General features: G+C 54.6%; 12 protein-coding genes. 4 read left to right on the top strand and 8 right to left on the bottom strand.

The features are described from left to right. Positions 1–21: 21 nt before the first annotated feature. From SAQUA_RS02845 to SAQUA_RS02835, 3 genes are all read right to left on the bottom strand, one after another. Positions 22–1,401, bottom strand: a complete 1,380-nt coding sequence (locus SAQUA_RS02845; RefSeq protein WP_380677610.1) for a DUF3999 family protein — start codon at positions 1,399–1,401, stop codon at positions 22–24. Continuing rightward, the gene (locus SAQUA_RS02840) at positions 1,398–4,133 is read right to left on the bottom strand and encodes a DUF2339 domain-containing protein (RefSeq protein ID WP_380677608.1); all 2,736 of its coding nucleotides are present in this window, start codon (positions 4,131–4,133) and stop codon (positions 1,398–1,400) included. Before SAQUA_RS02840 ends, SAQUA_RS02845 begins: the two co-directional genes overlap by 4 nt. A 91-nt stretch (positions 4,134–4,224) precedes the next feature. After that, the gene (locus SAQUA_RS02835; protein WP_380677606.1) at positions 4,225–5,682 is read right to left on the bottom strand and encodes an EmmdR/YeeO family multidrug/toxin efflux MATE transporter; all 1,458 of its coding nucleotides are present in this window, start codon (positions 5,680–5,682) and stop codon (positions 4,225–4,227) included. Positions 5,683–5,878: 196 nt separating this feature from the next. On the opposite strand from SAQUA_RS02835, the gene SAQUA_RS02830 reads away from it, so the two are divergent. Both SAQUA_RS02830 and yfcF read left to right on the top strand, forming a co-directional pair. After that, complete coding sequence (locus tag SAQUA_RS02830) at positions 5,879–6,532, top strand: Qnr family pentapeptide repeat protein (protein WP_380677604.1); 654 nt, start codon at positions 5,879–5,881, stop codon at positions 6,530–6,532. A 137-nt stretch (positions 6,533–6,669) separates the two neighbouring features. After that, the gene (gene yfcF / locus SAQUA_RS02825) at positions 6,670–7,305 is read left to right on the top strand and encodes a glutathione transferase (protein ID WP_380677602.1); all 636 of its coding nucleotides are present in this window, start codon (positions 6,670–6,672) and stop codon (positions 7,303–7,305) included. 193 nt (positions 7,306–7,498) lie between these two features. Here yfcF and SAQUA_RS02820 read toward each other — a convergent pair whose 3' ends face one another. Genes SAQUA_RS02820 through SAQUA_RS02810 form a run of 3 tightly spaced genes read right to left on the bottom strand, consistent with a single transcriptional unit; the run spans position 7,499 to position 11,534 of the window. Then, a complete protein-coding gene (locus tag SAQUA_RS02820) occupies positions 7,499–8,743 on the bottom strand; it encodes an aromatic amino acid transport family protein (RefSeq protein ID WP_380677600.1) in 1,245 nt (414 codons plus the stop codon). 58 nt (positions 8,744–8,801) lie between these two features. Further along, a complete protein-coding gene (locus SAQUA_RS02815) occupies positions 8,802–10,256 on the bottom strand; it encodes an NAD-dependent succinate-semialdehyde dehydrogenase (RefSeq protein ID WP_380677598.1) in 1,455 nt (484 codons plus the stop codon). Between the two features lie 12 nt (positions 10,257–10,268). Further along, positions 10,269–11,534: a 4-aminobutyrate--2-oxoglutarate transaminase gene (locus tag SAQUA_RS02810; RefSeq protein WP_380677596.1), complete on the bottom strand. Its 1,266-nt coding sequence runs from the start codon at positions 11,532–11,534 to the stop codon at positions 10,269–10,271. A 121-nt stretch (positions 11,535–11,655) separates the two neighbouring features. Here SAQUA_RS02810 and SAQUA_RS02805 point away from each other — a divergent pair, with 121 nt between their 5' ends. Further along, positions 11,656–13,131, top strand: a complete 1,476-nt coding sequence (locus SAQUA_RS02805; protein ID WP_380677594.1) for a PLP-dependent aminotransferase family protein — start codon at positions 11,656–11,658, stop codon at positions 13,129–13,131. A gap of 202 nt (positions 13,132–13,333) precedes the next feature. Here SAQUA_RS02805 and SAQUA_RS02800 read toward each other — a convergent pair whose 3' ends face one another. Together SAQUA_RS02800 and SAQUA_RS02795 are read right to left on the bottom strand one after the other, a co-directional pair. Next, the gene (locus SAQUA_RS02800; protein WP_380677592.1) at positions 13,334–14,677 is read right to left on the bottom strand and encodes an APC family permease; all 1,344 of its coding nucleotides are present in this window, start codon (positions 14,675–14,677) and stop codon (positions 13,334–13,336) included. A 247-nt stretch (positions 14,678–14,924) separates the two neighbouring features. Beyond that, the gene (locus SAQUA_RS02795) at positions 14,925–16,634 is read right to left on the bottom strand and encodes an amidohydrolase (protein WP_380677590.1); all 1,710 of its coding nucleotides are present in this window, start codon (positions 16,632–16,634) and stop codon (positions 14,925–14,927) included. Positions 16,635–16,905: 271 nt separating this feature from the next. Between SAQUA_RS02795 and SAQUA_RS02790 the strand changes: the two genes are divergently transcribed. Continuing rightward, the gene (locus SAQUA_RS02790; RefSeq protein ID WP_380677588.1) at positions 16,906–18,927 is read left to right on the top strand and encodes an FAD-dependent oxidoreductase; all 2,022 of its coding nucleotides are present in this window, start codon (positions 16,906–16,908) and stop codon (positions 18,925–18,927) included. The last annotated feature ends 1 nt before the right edge of the window (position 18,928 follow it).

The following is an 18,928-nucleotide window of genomic DNA, read 5'->3' as shown; positions in this document are numbered from 1 at the left end:
GGATACCACTGCGCCCCCATTCTACTGCGCCTTTTGCTGGATCTCTTTCCACAGTTTCAGGGCCAATAGCACCAGAGCGCCTGCACCCAATACCAGCAATAGCCAAAGCAGCCCTTTCTTCCACTGGCTCGCTTCCTCGCCGGCATCCACCGCACTCAGCCGTTCGGCACCACCTAAAGTTACCTGGGCCTGAAGCCCAACCTGAGGCAGCGCATCAGCAGACACAGACTCACGCAATGCTGGCGGGATAAGAGTATCCAGCGGGATCGCCTGAGGCTGAGCGGTTTTATTTCCCCAAGCCAGCAGGAACGGGGAACTGCCCTGCGCATTGAAAACCAGCGTTTGTCTGTCACGTTCGGCAGTCACGGCTGGCAAATGCTCGCCCCATTGTTGATTAATCCCCTGCAAACGGATGCCTTGCACCAGTACGCCATTCAGCGGGATCGCTTCCGCTGTACGCCCATTCACCGAATATACCACCTGCTTGGCCAGAGGATGCCAAGGGTCATTGGCCGCACTGCGATACTCTATCTCCAGTGGTAACACGGTATTGTACTGTGTCGGGCTGATGCTGATAGCGTTCAACGGCTGGGGGCTCGGCAAGGTATATTCCGCTTCCCCGGCAGAAATGGCTTGCTGACTGAATGACAGAGCAATCCTTTGCTGTTGCGTTTGGCTGGAAGCGGCAATCCCCTGCACGGATTGAATTTTCAGGTCTGGTACCGCTTTGGCATCGTTGAACACCAGCAACAGATAACGGGCACGGGAATAACTCCCCCCACTATCGAGTTCGAGAGTATCCAGCAGCAGCCGATCGCTACCAGAAACCAGATCCATCAGAGGCACATCATCGATACCGCTTTCCCATTGTTTCAGATCGTTGCTGTACAACACACTGACACGAGCCTGCCAGTTTTCAGGCAACCGCTCCCAGGTCAGTTTTAACTGGGTCAAACGGGGATAACGGCCCTCACTCTGAGGAACCTCCAGCAAAAAGGTTCTTCCAACCTCCTGTCCGTTATCAACCGGTAAGGTTACTTCAACCCCACCAGCCGATTTCAAGGAAATCACTCCATGTTCCTGCTTATCCACTCTTTCGCCATTCATGGGAAACAGGCGCAGGGGGAAAGTTTGGCTGTCATGTTGCGTGGTGACATTCGCCGTTAGGGCAAATGGCACCGCCTGCCCCTGATTGTTGAAGACGCGAACATCGCGCATATCCGGCCATGCGCTTTCCACATATACCGCCTCAGGCAGCTCTATGCTGAAGAACGGCAGGCTGTTTTCAGTGGTTAACGGCATGCCATAGGCAAAATCCTGCGGTTGCTCTATAGCTGCGCCCGCAGTACCAGCCAGACAAAGCGAACTCAGCAACAACCAACCTTTCAGTTTTACTTTCATACATCCCCTCGTTCGCTTTCCATATTTGGCTCCTTGCCACGTTCCGTTTTGGGAGGCAGTGGGGAAAAATAGCCCACAATCAAAACCAGTATGGCGACACCGATAAACGAGATTGCCCGTGCCAAGCCGCCACCGCGTGCACTGTCCACCAGCATCAGTTTAATAATCACGATCCCCAACAAGGCGGCACCACCAAACCAGGCTTCTCGCCGCCGCTGGCGGGTTGACCACACCATAATAATCAGCGCCACCAGCATCCAGGTTAACGCGAAGGTAGTCTGCACCAAACGGGAATCCCACAACGCATCGGCACGCCAAGGAATATCCGCATAATAGGCCAATGCACGCAGCAGTGCGCCGTTGCCCCACCAGAACAGAATGACCATGGTCAACAGCGGCAACGCCCGCTTCAGCCACGGGGAATATTGCGGATACTCTCCCCGCACAAACCGCCCCAGGGTTATTAGTGCCAACAGCGCAAAACCAGCCCCCTCTTCCAGTGGATTGATTAACGGCAAATACTGCCAACCCATGCTAATGCCATCGAGGAGATTGCCCATCAGCAGCAGAAATAGCACCAATGCCGCCAGAGGTGCCATGGCAATGGCACCATACAGTTGGCGGTGCGCGGCAAACGGCCAGTATCGCTTGCGTAGGGCGTGCTGCGTTACCAGGATAACCAGCGCGATAAATCCCATCTGCAGGCCAAGCTGCCACTCATCCATCCCCCATGGCAACCGGGTGGTGCGCCAATAGACTTCATACCCCAGAGCCAGCAGTACCATCCAGAACAGTGAAAGGTGTAACCCTTGTTCCAACCGGAGTAAGCGCAGCTGCGCCGCATCCCGCTTCAGCATCCAATACGCCACGCAGAGAACTGGCAACCAGAGCAGATCCAGCCAGCCTGCCGCCAGTAAAGTGTCAAAAGTGCTCAGTTGGAATAGCAACATAGCCAGCATGCCCGGCCACAATAACCAAATGCTATAACCTAACTCGGGCCAGGCCAGCCGCTGCGCGCCCTTGCGCCACAGCACCACGGATAGCGTCAGCAACAGCAGTGCCAGGAAGGCAGCACGATCGGCGGCAAGATCCAACCGCGAGGTGAAACCCATTAAGCAGACGAGCCAGAGAAAAATCCCTCCGGCCAGGAAAGCACGGCTCACTGTCAGCCGTAAATTTGGACTGGTTGCCAGATCGCGCCAGAGAAATGCCACGGTGAGCCAGCTTAACGCCAATATGGCAAACACCAGCGTGAACGACAGCGTGGTCATGCCCATGTCTTGGGCCACCACCGCAGAAGCCAGGGCCAGAACCAGCAGTCCGGAACCACTGAGGCTCATACGGATTTGCTGTTGTGTGCGTCCCAGCCAAAGAATACCCACACCTTCCAGCGCCCAAGCCATTGATGTCCATTGAGCAGACAGAGCCAGGGGGATCGCCAGGGTGGTAAACACACCGCCGAGCGCCAGCCCGGAAACAGACAGTGTCTTGCCCAATGCCGGATAACGCTTCAAGGCGAGCCAAGCCAGTAACAGATACGCCAAACCGAAGCCCAATGCAGAAAACGCCGGGCCGAACTCCCACTGTTGGGTGATCAGGTATTGCATGCCAAAACCGATCAACGGTGGGCCAAACAGCAGTGTGCCGTCAATAATCTTCTCACCCGGCAGACGCGCACGCAGGGTCAAAGCCAGACACAGCACACCAAAAATCACCATATTGGCAATCAGGAATAGTTGGCAACTCAGGTAGTATTCCTGCTGATAATTCTCCGCGCCCCATAGCCCGGCAACGCCAAAAGAGAAAATGAAGCCCAACAGGTTAAGGGGGCGCCATGGCTGCCAGATGCTGACCGCCAAAATACCTAATGAAAGCAACAGATAGTATGAGAACAGCGCAATATGGCTGCCACCGCCGCTGGAAAGCAGCAATGGCGAAAGGTAGCCGCCCAGGCTGGCGAGCATGGCCAAACTGAGGGCCCGTTGCAACACAGCCAGCCCCACGCTGGCGGCGCAGATCACTAACATCAGCCCGAATGCCAGCAGGTGCGGTAATAACTGATAAAGCCGGAAAGCGCCAAAAACGGTGATATAGAGTGCGCCAACGGCACCACCCTGCAAGATTAATGCATAAAGCGTCTGTTTAAGCCGCAAACGCCAGCCAAACCATAGCAAAATACCGCTTACCGCCGCCGCACCGATCAACCGGAACTCTATAGGCAACATGTCGCGTTCAACGGTGTATTTCAGCAGATAAGCCAGGCCGAAAAACAGCAACAGGATCCCCAGTTTTGCCAGCGGATTGCCTTGCATAAACCAGGTAAAAAGCCCGCTGAACAGCTCATTTTTCGCACTCTTCGGGGAATCGCTAGCGGGGGGCCAAGCTGCCGGAGTTTTTGGTTCTGTAGAGGTAAACATCTCTGGCAATACCACTACTGGGGGAGGTTCAACAGGATTATCATTGGTACTGACTGAAGGCCGCTGGATGAGGTTATCCACTCTCTCCACTGCTGCCAACGGTTGTGCCTCGGCAACCGATGCCACCTGCGGGAGCTCGGCTTTGCTCGCCATCAGGCTATCTACCTGCTGTTGCAGCTGCGTGATGGTGTGGGTGAGTTGAGTAATTTCCCGCTGATTGCGGCTACCACGCCCAAGAGATACCACAACCAAAATGGGTAACACCACCAGGCAAAGCAGTAACGCCAAGCCAGCCAGCAAAACCAATCCTTCCATGATACGGCCTTTAGCTCATATGTCGTGATCTCAGTGTGACATTAAAAGGTAACTATCGACAATGGACTGATACTATTCGGCCTCCGCGTCTTTAGCCAGATTGTGACTCATTTGGCGAAAGCGGCGGTTGTTTGCTGGGGCGCGGATATTTCCACAGCCAGCGCCCACTGACCATGCGCCAATAGAAGAAGGCTCCGCGAACCGCCCAGTCAAAGAACATACCCAGCCAGACGCCAACAACCCCCATTCCAAGCATGATCCCCAGGATGTAGCCGGCAACCACACGGCAGCCCCACATGCCCAGCATCGAAACCCACATGGTAAAACGGGCATCGCGAGCCCCTTTTAACCCCGAAGGTAATACCCAGGAGGCTGCCCAGATAGGCATAAATGCAGCGTTAAGCCAGATCAGGATTTTGACCACCTCTTTGACATCCTCTTCTTGGGTATACAGCGAGGCAATAAACCCGGCAAACGGGGCCGTTACCCAGGCAACGGCGGTTAAGCCGATTGTCGCTAGCCAAAACACATGGCGCAATTGCTGTTCCGCTTGGGCAATTTGTCCTTTCCCCAAGCGCTTGCCAACGATAATGGTTGAAGCTGAACCCAAGGCGTTACCTGGCAGGTTGATTAACGCGGCGATTGAGAAGGCTATAAAGTTACCGGCAATGACGTTGGTGCCCATCCCGGCGACAAACATTTGTGTCAGTAATTTGCCTGCGTTGAATAGCACCGATTCGATGCTGGCAGGGATACCAATCCCCAGAACATCGCGCAGGATGTTGCTGTTCAAGGGTGAGAAATAGCTTTTGAGACTAATGTGCAGTGCCGGGTTAACCCCCACCATCAACACGTAAATGATGGCAAATGCGCCAATATAACGGGAAATGGTCAGCCCCAATCCTGCTCCAATGAACCCCAAACCCGGCCAGTCGAACAGGCCATAGATCAGCACACTGCCGATCAGGATATTGAGGATATTCATGCCGCCATTGATCAACAGCGGGATCTTGGTGTTGCCTGCACCGCGCAACGCGCCACTGCCAATTAATGCAATGGCTGCCGCCGGATAACTCCATACGGTAGTTTGCAGATAGGAAAGGGCCAGCGATTTCACTTCCGGCGTGGCCTCACCGGCGATCACATCCACGATCTGCTCCCCGGCAAAGTGGATCCCCACCGCCAAGAACAGGGCGATCAGGGTCATGAGTACCAGAGACTGACGCGCCGCCGCCCGCGCACGTTTGCGATCGCGGGTGCCAAGGCTGAAGGCCACCACCACCGTGGTACCCAGATCTACTGCGGCAAAAAAAGCCATAATGACCATGTTGAAACTGTCTGCCAGCCCCACTCCCGCCATTGACTCTTTGCCCAACCAGCTCACCAGGAAAGTGCTGAACACCCCCATCAACAGCACGCAGGTGTTTTCCAGAAAAATAGGTATCGCCAGCGGGGTGATCTCGCGCCAGAAAAGCACACGATAACTTTTTCGTTTGGTATACCAACGCGTTTTGGCAACGCTCTGGCGCAACAGCGTATGTAGGTTCAAGGCTGGCCTGCAGGAAGGAAGTGAAACAACGTTTCAAATGATGCTTATGCGCACTTATTCTGCAAGGTATTGATGAGAATAGCAACAGCACGTTGAAGGGCGATACCACTTAAATATTCTGTCATCTAAAACGCTTTCCCTGAGCCATTATCCTCAGGTACTATCCCCATGGACTGTATAAAAAAACAGGTGATAAATGCCCACACTACATCTGCAATCCGCCAAAATTGAGCGCGACCGGTTCCGTGGTGAGACCATTACCAACGGCAAGTTCCTGAACTGTGATTTCTCCGGTGCCGATCTCACCGATACGCAATTTATCGGCTGTTTTTTCTATGACGAAGCAACACAGCTCGGTTGTTCTTTCAACCGTGCGGTACTCAAAGATGCCAGCTTCAAGAGTTGCGATCTTTCCATGGCCGATTTCAGAAACACCCAGGCTCTCGGCTTGGAAATCCGCGAGTCTAAGGTTCAAGGTGCCGATTTTCGTGGGGCAAATTTTATGAATATGATTTCAGCACGCACCTATTTTTGCAGCGCCTTCATCATCAAAAGCAACCTGAGCTATGCCAACTTCTCCAAGGTGGTACTGGAGAAATGCGAACTGTGGGAAAACCGCTGGAATGGTGCCAACGTGCTGGGCGCATCGTTCCTGGGTTCAGATCTCTCTGGCGGCGAGTTCAACCATTTTGACTGGCGCAGTGCCACTTTCAATCACTGCAATCTCACGGGCGCTGAACTGGGGGAACTGGATATCCGCCTGGTTGATCTGGAAGGTGTGCAGTTGGATAGCCAGCAAATCGTCGGACTGATCGACCGGCTGGGGATCATATTAGTCAACGATGCCTGAATAATGGCAGGTTAGGCGGCAGTTATTATTGCGCCTAATGCACCATTATTATTTATCATCGGCTATTGCGGTATATCAGCTTGATTTTATTCCGCTGCAGGCCAATGATTCCAAGCCCCTCATCCTCAGGAGCACCTATGAACCAATCTGCCGCAGTCCTCTATACCGATGCCAATTTTTATAGCCCTTATGCCATGTCAGTCTTTGTTACGCTAACGGAGAAAGGCATTCCTTTTACCATTAAGCCAGTGGATCTGTCACAAGGGGAAAACCAGGGTCAGGATTACGGCTCGCTCTCGTTAACTCGCAGGGTGCCAACGTTGGTCATCAATGATTTCCAGCTTTCTGAATCCTCGGCCATTGATGAATATCTGGAAGAGATCCACCCCGCTAATCCAGTCTATCCCCATGACGTTAAGCAGCGTGCCAAAGCCCGTGAAATACAAGCCTGGCTGCGTAGCGATCTGCTGGCCCTAAGAGCAGAGCGCTCAACCGAGGTGATTTTCAAGGCTGGTAAATTTGCACCATTGAGTGCTGCGGCAGAACAGGCGGCAAAGAAACTGATTGCCGCAGCGGAAAGTTTGCTCAGCCATGGTCAGGATCATTTATTTGGGACGTGGAGTATCGCCGATACTGATTTGGCTCTGATGCTCAACCGGCTGGTTATGCACGGTGACGACGTACCCGAGGCGCTTTGCCACTATGCACAAAAACAGTGGTTGCGTCCTTCGGTACAGGCATGGCTAAAACTGCCAGAAAAAATGCGCGGTTAAAAAATCGGCGGCCACGACGCCGCCGTTCTCAATATGGAGAAACAACGCTACCTATGCTGCCAGACTGCTGACAAAGCCAGATATTAGGGAAAGCGTGCCGAAGGGGTCGTAGCGGCGTAAGCCGCCGGAGCGCCCCTCGGTGCGCTAGGCCCGAGTATCTCAGACTAAAAAAGTACTTTGTCATCCGCCTGGATCACCAACCGGCAGGCAGATAACCAAACAGCGCGGCAATAGCATAGACGGCGCTGCCCAGATACAGCAGCACAATACTCACTTGCAGTACCGGATGAGTGATCCAGTTACATTGCCAGAGAGGGGTTTGATCGCCACGTTCGCGGGCCCCTCGCAGGATCAGCATTGGCATAATCGACAGGATCACCCCACTGAATACCCCTGCGAAATAGAGCGCGTTGACGAATGAAACCAACCCGCTGTAAGCCAACGCAAACGGTGGTAACACCACCAGCAGCAGTACGCCGAAACGGCGGAAGGGTTGTTCATCATTCCCCAATCTGAATTGGTCGAAAATGTTAGTGAGGAAGCTGCCGCCCAGACCCCAATAAGAGGTCAGCATGGCGCACAATGCGAAGATATTGGCAGAGAAGAACGCCCATTGCCCTAGCGCCTGTCCCCAGGAGATGGTCGCGACGTCTGAAATATTGTCCAACCCGCTAAGCGCGATCACCGACATCGGTACCACTGCCAACAGCACAAAGGTTATTACCATGCCAACGATGATGGCCTTCGGCAGTTGCTCGGGTTTATCGGAAAAACCACGGGCCATCTCTGGCACAATATATTGAGCAGAGAAACAGAACACCACCACACTGAATACCGGCACCATAAAGCGCCAGTCACCGTCCAGCAGGTTACTCATCTGTGTGGTGTCTTTCAGTAGCGTGGCGGCAACCAGCACCGCAAGCATCACCACCATGCCGATGCTGATGAACTTCTCGCCGCGGCCAATCGCTTTCAGACCAAGATACAGCACCAGCGCTGCCGGGATGAAAAACAGCAGGCTGCCTAACGCCGGGGAGATACCAAACAGGGATTGCAACAATTTGCCGCTGCCAGACATGTAGGCGGTGAGTGCTCCTACACTGTTGACACAAACCGAAGCAAACATCAGCCAGGAACCGAAGCCGCCAACATAGCGCCGAGCCAGTCCACTCAACTGGAGATGTTCACGGGTACGCAAAGTCGATTCGGCAACATACAGCATGGTGATAGTGGTCAGGCAGCCCACCAATACCAGCCAGAACATGAGAGGTAGATAGCCCGCTTTACTTGAAGCATAGGCAATGGAGAGAACTCCGGCACCGATGTTGGTGCCAACAATCATCGCCACCCCTTCGAGGAAGCTCAGTGATTTGGCGGGTGCAGGTGCCCGCTCCCCGGCGGCAACCGCCGGAGAAATAAGGGTATTTTCGGAAGACATGGTTCATCCTTTGATACCCGGCAGCATAGGCTACCGGGAAATGTTAAAGTCCAGGGGGTTAACCGCCTACATCGATACACAGGTATTTCAACTCCAGATATTCTTCTATCCCGTAGCGCGATCCTTCACGCCCGAGCCCTGATTGCTTGATGCCACCAAAGGGGGCAACTTCGTTGGAAATCAGGCCGGTATTAATGCCTACCATGCCGTACTCCAGCGCTTCTGGAACACGCCACTGGCGAGAGGCGTTCTGGGTAAACAGATAAGCCGCCAGCCCGAACTCGGTGTCATTAGCCATGGCGATGGCTTCGGCCTCATCATGGAAACGGAACAGCGGAGCTACCGGGCCAAAGGTTTCCTCCTTGGCAAAACGCATTTGCTGAGTTACGCCGGTGACAACCGTGGGCTGGAAGAAAGTGCGGCCCAGCGCATGTGGCTGGCCGCCAGTGGCGATCTGCGCCCCTTTGATCAGCGCATCATCAATATGGCTCTGCACTTTCTCTATCGCATCAGCGTCAATCAGCGGCCCTTGAGTGGTCCCTTCCTCTGAACCATCGCCTACCTTCAACTGTTCAACCGCAGCCACCAGCTTCTCCACCAGACGTTCGTAGATACCGTCTTGCACATAGATACGGTTGGCACAAACACAGGTTTGACCGCTGTTGCGGAATTTGGACGCCATAATCCCGGCAACGGCAGCATCCAGATTGGCGTCGTCGAAGACGATCACTGGTGCATTGCCGCCCAGTTCCAGAGAGAGTTTTTTTATCGTTGGCGCACATTGGGCCATCAGGATACGCCCGACTTCGGTCGAGCCGGTAAAACTCAGCTTGCGCACCACCGGGCTGTCGCACAGCACTTTGCCTACCTGTGCCGCTTCGCCAGTGACCACTTGCAGCACCCCCGCAGGGATACCAGCATCCTGTGCCAGTTTGGCCAGTGCCAACGCGGTCAACGGTGTCTGTTCTGCCGGTTTGACGATCATCGTACAACCCGCTGCCAACGCTGGGGCTGCTTTGCGGGTGATCATCGCTGCCGGGAAATTCCATGGCGTAATGGCCGCACAAACACCAATTGGCTGCTTGACCACCACCAAACGCTGGGTGGTTTGCGGTGCCTGTAATACGGCACCGTCAATACGTTTGGCCTCTTCAGCAAACCAGGTGATAAACGAAGCGGCGTAGGCAATTTCCCCGCGCGCTTCCGCCAAAGACTTACCCTGTTCGGCGGTCATCAACTGCGCCAGATCTTCCTGTGCGGCCATCACTTTATCGGCCCAGGCCAGCAACAGCACTGAGCGCTGCTTGGCCGCCAGTTTCTTCCAGCCGACTTGCGCCTGCTGCGCAGCATTGATGGCCTGCTGCGTCTCTTCCGCACTCACCAGTGGAACCGTTGCCAGTTGCTTACCGTTCGCCGGGTTGATCACCGCATGACGTTTACCGCTAATGGCATCGCACCATTCACCGTTAATCAGACACTGGCTGCGCAACAAGTCGGGATTTTGCAATTTCATGGCTATCGCTCCTTATTGGTTCAGTACGCGGGAAAGGATCGCCAACGCCTGATTAAACTGTGCATCAGGAATAGTCAGCGGATACAGGAAACGGATCACGTTACCGTTCACGCCGCAGCTGAGCAGCAGCAGCCCTTCTTGCTGTGCTTTTTGCTGTACCTGACGAGTAAACTCTGGTGATGGTTTGCCGGTCTGCGGATCGTTGAACTCCACCGCCACCATTGAACCGCGAGCACGAATATCGACAATGGCCGGGCAGTGGTTCCGCGCCTGCTGCAACACTTCAACCAGTTGCTGTCCTAAACGCTGCGAACGCTGGCACAGCTGTTCTTCTTCGATCACATCCAACACCGCCAGCGCGGCCGCAATGGCCAATGGGTTACCAGCGTAGGTGCCACCGAGCCCTCCAGGGGCGGGAGCGTCCATCACGTCAGCACGACCAGCAACCGCAGACAGCGGCATGCCACCCGCCAGGCTTTTCGCCATAGTGATCAGGTCCGGCTTCACTGCATAGTGCTCCATTGCGAACAGCTTGCCGGTACGGGCAAAACCACTCTGCACTTCGTCGGCAATCAGCAGGATACCGTGCTGATCGCACAGCGTACGCAGTGCCTGCATAAAGTCGGCAGGAGCAATATTGAAGCCACCTTCCCCCTGAATAGGCTCCAAAATAATCGCCGCGACCTGTTTCGGATCGATATCGGCTTTAAAGATACGCTCCAGGCTGTTGATGGCATCTTCAGTGCTCACGCCATACAGCGCGTTGGGATATTGGCCGTGGAACACCGAGCCAGGGAACGGCCCAAAGCCCAGTTTGTACGGAGCAACCTTACCGGTCAGCGCCATAGTCATGTAGGTACGGCCATGGAAGGCACCGCCAAAAGTAATCAAGCCCGGGCGACCGGTGTATGCGCGGGCAATTTTCACCGCGTTCTCTACCGCTTCAGCGCCCGTTGTGAAGAAGGCGGTCTTACAGGCTCCCTCAATCGGCGCACGCTGGTTAAGGCGCTCGGCCAGCGAGATATAGCTTTCGTAGGGGACAATCTGGTAAGCCGTGTGGGTGAAAGCCTGAAGTTGTTTTTCAATGGCGGCGATCACTTTCGGGTGACGATGCCCGGTATTGAGCACCGCAATGCCCGAAGCAAAATCGATGACTTCATTACCTTCCACATCCCACAGGGTGGCATTTTCTGCGCGTTCTGCGTAAAAACCACACATCACGCCAATCCCACGCGGGGTGGCAGCCAAACGACGTTGATTCAATTCTGCATTTTTCATTTTGTTCTCTCCGGACAGTGTCAGCCGTCAATTTCGTTCACAAGTTTGAAACAATAACGTTTATTTACACAGGATGTGGCCCTATAATCTAGTGCCAGTTACGATTAATTGAGGGATCCAATTGCGCTCACTAAGTGGTGACCTATTGCTACAACGCCTCGGTGAACAGACCGATGACAAGCTGCATAAGCGGTTATATAACGCTATTCGTACCAGTATTCTGGATGGCAGCCTGCCTCCTTCCAGCCGTTTACTGGCGTCGCGCGATCTGGCACAGGAGCTTGGTCTGTCACGTAACACGGTTTTAACCGTTTACGAACAATTGCTGGCGGAAGGATATGTCCATTCCCGGCAGGGAAGTGGTACCTTCGTCGCAGAAACGGTACCCGATAGTTGTTTATCCACCACCAACCACCCGATTAGCGGTTATGGTGAACAGCGGCGCATTGAGCTCTCCCGGCGGGGAGCGACACTGTTGCATCACGCCAGTGCCAGCCCGAAGCAGTGGGGGCCGTTTATTCCCGGCGTGCCGGACGTGAACGCTTTCCCGCATCATATTTTCAGTAAGATACAGGCACGCATCAGCCGCCGCCCCACGTCGCAGCGCTTAACCTATAGCAATCAAGGGGGTAGCCCGGAGCTGCGGCTCGCATTAGTGGACTATCTGCGGGTATCACGTTCGGTACGCTGTGCACCGGAACAGATCCTGATCACCGAAGGGATCCATCAGGCGCTCGATCTGGTAACCCGCATGCTGTGCGATCCGGGTGATGAGGCCTGGATCGAGGAGCCTGGCTACTGGGGGATCCGCAATATCTTGCGGATGAACGATGTAAATATTTGCCCTTTGGCGGTGGATGAAGCCGGTATGGTCCCGCCTGAACAACCCACAAGGTTGCCTCGGTTGATTTTCGTTACCCCTTCACACCAATATCCTCTGGGCTCGGTGATGAGTCTGGCGCGGCGGCAACGGCTGCTGGCATTGGCCCGTGCTGCCGGTGGCTGGATCGTGGAAGATGATTATGACAGCGAGTTTCGTTTTTCAGGCCAGCCGATCCCGGCCTTGCAGGGGCTGGAAACGGATCCACCGGTGATCTACATCGGTACTTTCAGTAAAACTCTCTACCCGGCACTGCGACTGGGCTATGTGGTGCTGCCCAAACCGTTAGCCAATGAGTTGAAAACAGCCCATGCCGAACTTTATCGCGGTGGTCACCTGATCATTCAGGCCGCCTTGGCTCAGTTTATCCAGGAAGGCCACTATGCGGCCCATATCCGCCGTATGCGCCTGCTGTATGCCAAACGACGCATTTTTCTTACCGGATTGATTGAACAGCATCTGGGAAAACAGGCGATTAGCGAATTCAACAGCAATGCAGGGTTACACCTGGTACTCAACTTGCCAGATGATGCCGACGATGTTGCTATTGCCACCGCAGCCAACGAAAAAGGGGTGCTGGTACGTGCGCTATCTCGTTATTACATGTTGCCCAACGTCCGGCGCGGTCTGCTGATGGGTTTTGCCTGCGTTCCCGAAGAGCAGATGGCAGCGGCATTCAACATACTGCTCAGTTGTATTGATGGGCAGAAAGGCTGAAAAACAAAAGGCACCCCGACAGGGATGCCGAGGTTGATGACAAAATTGCCTGCTAGCACGAGATACACGGGCCTAGCGCACCGAGGGGCGCTCCGACGGCTTACGCCGTTACGACCCCATCGGCACGCTCTCCCTAATAACAGGCTTTGTCAGCGGTCTGAGCATCCCGACTGGGATGCCTTGATAGAACCTTCAGTAAAACTTAGTCCAACAGATGGGCAATATCGTCATGGGTGACTGAGGGAGGATCCTGACGCAACCCCTTGGTCAGCCATAGCAGATAGATAAAGCCTGCCAAGAGCCAGGTAAGGCCCACCTTGAGCGCTTCTGGATCCAGATTGACCCACAGCCACACCGACATGCAGAACCCCACCAGCGGCAGCAAACCGTATTTGAACATGGCGTTGAGCCCACGGCGTTTTTCGTTTATCAGAAAATGTTTAATCACGCTCAGGTTAACGAAAGTGAACGCCCCCAAAGCACCAAAACTGATCATCGACACCACCATGCCGAGATCCATCCACAGTGCCAATAGGGAAACAATGGCCACAAATACGATAGCTCGCCAAGGGGTACGAAAACGCGCGTGAAGATGGAAGAACACCTTGCGCGGCAATACCCCTTCACGCCCCATGGCGTAGAAAATACGCGAAACGCCGGTTTGCGCCGTCATGCAGGAGGCATATACCCCGGTCAGGTAGGTGGCCATAAAGAAGTTGTACATCCACTTACCGCCTACGTGCTCGGAGATAATCAGGCTGGAGGTATCTTGATAGGGGATCAGTGACTGCCAATCTGGATACGCAAGATGCGCAGCATAAGACACCGCAATAAAAATGGCGCCGGCACTGATAACAGTAATCAGGATCGCACGCGGTATCGTGCGTTTAGCGTCATTGGCCTCTTCCGCCATGGTAGCAATGGCATCAAAACCCAGAAATGCCAGGCACAACACCGCAGCACCAGCAATCAGGCCAGAGAAGTCACCAGCATCAACCAACAACGGCTTCATCAACGCCTCAGGGCTAAGATCGGCTTGGCTGAACGACAGCACGATAAACAGCACGATAAAAACCATCTGCAGGGCGATCAGCGTGAAGTTGACCGAGTTCAACAGGCGAACACCGAGAATATTCAGTGCGCTCACGCTACCGATGGCGGTAAGAATAAACACGTAAGCAGGGATCGACGGGAATGCCTCGTGCAAGAAGATACCTAAAACCAGATAGTTAAGCATGGGCAGGAACAGATAATCGAGGATCTGCGCCCACCCCACCAGGAAACCGATTTTACCGCCAAAGCTGCGCTGTACGTAAGAAAAAGCCGACCCTGCCAACGGCATGGCGTTGGTCATTCGGCAATAGCTTAACGCGGTAAACAGAATGGTAACGATGGTAACCAGATAAGCGACGGGCAAATGGCCCTGACTTAAAACGGTAACCTGACCGTAGGTGGTAAATACGCCCAGCGGCACCATGTAGGCGAGACCAAACGCGACCAGGGCGGGGGTTTTAAGAACTCGTTGCAACTGAATATTTTGCGGCATTGCCGTATCATCTCCTGGCGCAGCTCAGCTCCATTTAGGGCCAATCCCAATAGGCTATTTTTTGCTGCGGAAAATAACAAGGCACGAATTCTGGCACAAGAAAGGCTGCCGGGATAGCTAACAATCGGCGTTAGCCCGAACAAACGTCTATAGGTAACGAGAGGGTTCCCAACTCGTTGATTTATTGTTTCATTAACGATGAAAGCGGTAAATGAGTTACCGCTTTCGTTCAAGTTTCAGATAACCATTAAGCCTGATAAATAATCTGACCACCCACCAATGTCCGCTCGATGCGGGTTTGGTAGATCTTCTCCGCTGGCTGCTCGAACAGATTATGGTGCAGCACGATCGCATCAGCAAATTTGCCCACTTCCAGCGAACCAATGTACTGCTCTTTGGCAATCATGTAAGCCGCGTCAATGGTGGCGGCTCGCAACGTTTCAATCAGCGTCAAATTGCGGTCATTATCCAGACGTGGTCCGGTTGGGTTCCCTTCACTGTCCCAGGCTCGGCGGGTCATACCCACCTGCAGGTTATACCACTCATCCAAGCGGTCAATCGGCCAGTCACTGCCATAAGCCAAGCGCGCACCAGCATCCAGGAAGCGAGCCGCAGGCTCCAGATGTGGGAAGCGTGCCTCCCCCAGCATTTCACGTTCTTCATCAATCAGCACGCCCGGTAAACCCGCCCACTGGAATGAAAGCACCGCTGTAGCCCCCAGAGAAGCGAAACGGGCATACTGATGAGCTGCGACCAGTTCGTTGTGTGCCAGACCAGGGCGGATATCTTTGCCTGGGCAAGCCGCACGCATCAGTTCAACCGCATCCAGCACCTGCTCTATCGCCCCATCCCCTACCGTATGGGTATGCGGATGCAAACCGGCACGGCCACACTCAACGATCAGCGCATTCAACACCGGGGTGGTGAAGTAGAGATCGCCATAGCGTTCACCCTCTGCGGCACCGTGGTGTTCGCGGTAAGGCTCCAGCAGGGCGGCCGTCATGGTTGGTGGCTGCAAAACGCCATCGACAAACAGCTTGAGGTGATCAACCGCAATGCCTGCCTGTGGTGTCCAGGTTGTATCGCTCCACTGCTCAGCGAAGGCCACCACTTCCTGCACCGCTCGGGCAGCATCTTCCGGCCCTTGCACACTGTCTGGCGTCACTTCCTTGGCACCAAGGACACGCAATGTCAGTTGACCACGTTCACGCAGCGCGGAGAAAGCCTCAAGCTGCTCGGCAAATACGCGGGTGTCCATAACCGTAGTGACGCCCTGCGAGTGCAGTACCTGTTGCACATGGGCCGCTACCTGTACGTTCTGTTCTGCGGTACCTGAAGGGATGCTGTCAAAAGCACGCATTGCCGGTGCATCTTCCAAAATGCCGGTCAGCTTGCCGTTGGCATCACGGGCAATCTTGCCATCGGGCGGTACCGGCGTATCTTCATCGATACCCAGCATTTCCAATGCACGGCTATTGGCCGCCAATGTGTGGCAATCGTTAGAAAACAGCGCTACCGGGCGGCGGGTATTTAGGGTGTCCAGTAACTCACGGCTCATATCCGCACCCACTGGGATCATCGCCTGACGCTGCCAGGCGCGAACCGTCAGCCATTCGTTATCATCAAGAGCCGGGTATTTATCCAGATGTTCCTGAATACGCTGTAATGTCTGCTCCGCCGTCAGCGCGGCATAATGCAAACTGCAGCCCTTGAGCTGCTTGCCGCCCCAAAACGGGTGCATATGGCTGTCGATCAGGCCCGGCATCATCATTTTGCCTTGCAGATCGACACGCTCAGTTTCCGCTGTTGCCAGTGCAAGCACTTGCTCATCACTGCCAACGGCAAGAACGTATCCCTGCCCTATCGCTAACGCACTACAAACGCTGTTTGCCGCATCTGCCGTGTAGATAGTGCCGTTGTAATAAATTACCTCGGCAACTTTAGCCACTGGTGTCATATCAAATGTCTCAAAATCACTCAAAATGGCCTTAAGTATAGATCTGACCGAGGTTAAAACAGAAATCCTTCGCCTTGCGTACATGGCAAACCTCGGCAAAGAACCATGAGGTCTATCACATTCAGCGCATCCTCAGTTCCCAACCACGCCGACAACGACTAGATTGATCTCATCCGACCACTTGATGGCCGTCTATAACTAACAGCTTTTTATACCCTGGGATTTCAAGTCGCAGCCAGAAAGACCACGGGTATCCCTTTTGGAGACTGCAATGAGCTTATACCCCCACCTGCTGGCACCGCTGGATCTTGGCTTCACAACGCTGAAAAACCGGGTGTTGATGGGATCGATGCATACCGGTCTGGAAGAACTCCCCAATGGCCCTGAGCGCCTGGCGGCATTCTATGCTGAACGCGCCGCGGCTGGCGTCGCACTGATCGTCACCGGCGGCATCGCACCGAATGAAAAGGGCGTGGTTTATCGTGGTGCCGCAACGTTAACTCAGCAACAGCAGGTGGCACACCACCGGATCGTCACCGATGCAGTCCACCAGGCAGGGGGAAAGATTGCCCTACAAATTCTGCACGCTGGACGCTATAGCTATCAGCCGGAACCCGTTGCCCCTTCTGCACTGCAGGCCCCAATCAACCCTTTCAGCCCAACGGCGCTGACTAGCGAAGAGGTTGAACAGACCATTGCCGATTTCGCCCACTGTGCAGCGTTGGCTCAGCAGGCGGGTTACGACGGAGTGGAAGTCATGGGTTCTGAAGGGTATCTGATTAATCAGTTTCTGGTGGCCCGGACCAACCAGCGCAGCGATCGGTGGGGCGGCAGTTTCAGCAACCGCATGCGTTTCGCCGTTGAGATTGTCCGCGCGGTGCGTCAGGCAACCGGGCCCGAATTTATTCTTATCTACCGCCTTTCGATGCTCGATCTGGTGGAAGAGGGATCCAGTTGGCCAGAGATCGAACAACTCGCCGTGGCGATTGAACAGGCAGGAGCAACGCTGATTAATACCGGCATCGGCTGGCATGAAGCACGCATCCCGACCATCGCCACCATGGTACCTCGGGCCGGGTTTAGCTGGGTTACGCGTAAGTTGATGGGGAAAGTGAACATTCCCTTGATCACCACCAACCGCATCAACGACCCGGCGGTGGCCGAGCAAGTGTTGGCGGAAGGCTGTGCCGATATGGTTTCCATGGCTCGCCCATTTCTGGCCGACGCGGCATTGGTACAAAAAGCCGCTGAAGGACGTGCAGACGAAATCAACACCTGTATCGGCTGCAATCAGGCCTGTCTGGACCAGATTTTTGAAGGCAAACTCACTTCCTGCCTGGTAAATCCCCGCGCCTGCCGCGAAACCGAGATGCCGCTGGTAGCCGCAGCCGAACCAAAACGCCTCGCCGTTGTGGGCGCTGGCCCTGCTGGCCTGGCTTTCGCCACTACCGCCGCCAGCCGTGGGCATCAGGTCACCCTGTTCGACGCTGCCGACCAGATCGGTGGCCAGTTCAATATCGCCAAGCAAATCCCCGGTAAGGAGGAATTCCACCAGACCCTGCGCTATTTCCGCCGCCAGTTAGAACTCAATGAGGTGGAGTTGAAGTTAGGGCAACAGGTTCAGGCACAGGATCTGGCTGATTTTGATGAGGTGATCCTCGCCTGCGGTATCGTGCCACGCATGCCGGCTATTCCCGGTATCGAACACGCCAACGTAATGAGTTACCTCGACGTTTTGCGTGATAAAAAACCGGTTGGGCAACGGGTTGCCATTATAGGTGCCGGTGGGATCGGCTTCGATACTGCTGAATATCTCAGCCAGCACGGTATTTCCACCAGCCTGGATCAGCAAGCGTTCAACCGTGAATGGGGCATAGATCCGCAGCTTGAACGGCGCGGAGGTCTGAATACTGAGGGGCCAGTGGCGTCTGCAATACCGCGTCAGATATTCCTATTGCAACGCAAAACCAGCAAAGTGGGCGAAGGATTGGGCAAAACGACCGGTTGGATCCACCGTACCAGCCTGGCGGCGCGTGGCGTCAAGATGCTCAACAGTGTGAGCTATCAACGTATTGATGACGAAGGGTTACATATTCTTCGTGCCGAGCAGGAAAGTTGCTTACCGGTCGATACGGTGGTGATCTGCGCCGGGCAGGAACCCCGCCGTGAACTGCAACAACCGCTGCTGGCTATGGGGAAAACGGTTCATCTGATCGGCGGTGCCGACGTAGCTGCCGAGCTGGATGCTCGCCGCGCTATCGATCAGGGAACGCGGCTCGCTATGGCACTGTAAC

This window comes from Serratia aquatilis (assembly GCF_044865145.1).
In the GTDB taxonomy this organism is placed as follows: domain Bacteria; phylum Pseudomonadota; class Gammaproteobacteria; order Enterobacterales; family Enterobacteriaceae; genus Chania; species Chania aquatilis.
This window is presented reverse-complemented; position numbering and strand designations above follow the sequence as displayed.

Excerpts from the sequence above, each read along its gene's own strand:
- SAQUA_RS02845 (WP_380677610.1), bottom strand. The coding sequence starts at position 1,401 with ATGAAAGTAAAACTGAAAGGTTGGTTGTTGCTGAGTTCGCTTTGTCTG.
- SAQUA_RS02840 (WP_380677608.1), bottom strand. The coding sequence starts at position 4,133 with ATGGAAGGATTGGTTTTGCTGGCTGGCTTGGCGTTACTGCTTTGCCTG.
- SAQUA_RS02830 (WP_380677604.1), top strand. The coding sequence starts at position 5,879 with ATGCCCACACTACATCTGCAATCCGCCAAAATTGAGCGCGACCGGTTC.
- SAQUA_RS02810 (WP_380677596.1), bottom strand. The coding sequence starts at position 11,534 with ATGAAAAATGCAGAATTGAATCAACGTCGTTTGGCTGCCACCCCGCGT.
- SAQUA_RS02800 (WP_380677592.1), bottom strand. The coding sequence starts at position 14,677 with ATGCCGCAAAATATTCAGTTGCAACGAGTTCTTAAAACCCCCGCCCTG.
- SAQUA_RS02790 (WP_380677588.1), top strand. The coding sequence starts at position 16,906 with ATGAGCTTATACCCCCACCTGCTGGCACCGCTGGATCTTGGCTTCACA.
- SAQUA_RS02795 (WP_380677590.1), bottom strand. The coding sequence starts at position 16,634 with ATGACACCAGTGGCTAAAGTTGCCGAGGTAATTTATTACAACGGCACT.
- SAQUA_RS02815 (WP_380677598.1), bottom strand. The coding sequence starts at position 10,256 with ATGAAATTGCAAAATCCCGACTTGTTGCGCAGCCAGTGTCTGATTAAC.
- SAQUA_RS02820 (WP_380677600.1), bottom strand. The coding sequence starts at position 8,743 with ATGTCTTCCGAAAATACCCTTATTTCTCCGGCGGTTGCCGCCGGGGAG.
- yfcF (WP_380677602.1), top strand. The coding sequence starts at position 6,670 with ATGAACCAATCTGCCGCAGTCCTCTATACCGATGCCAATTTTTATAGC.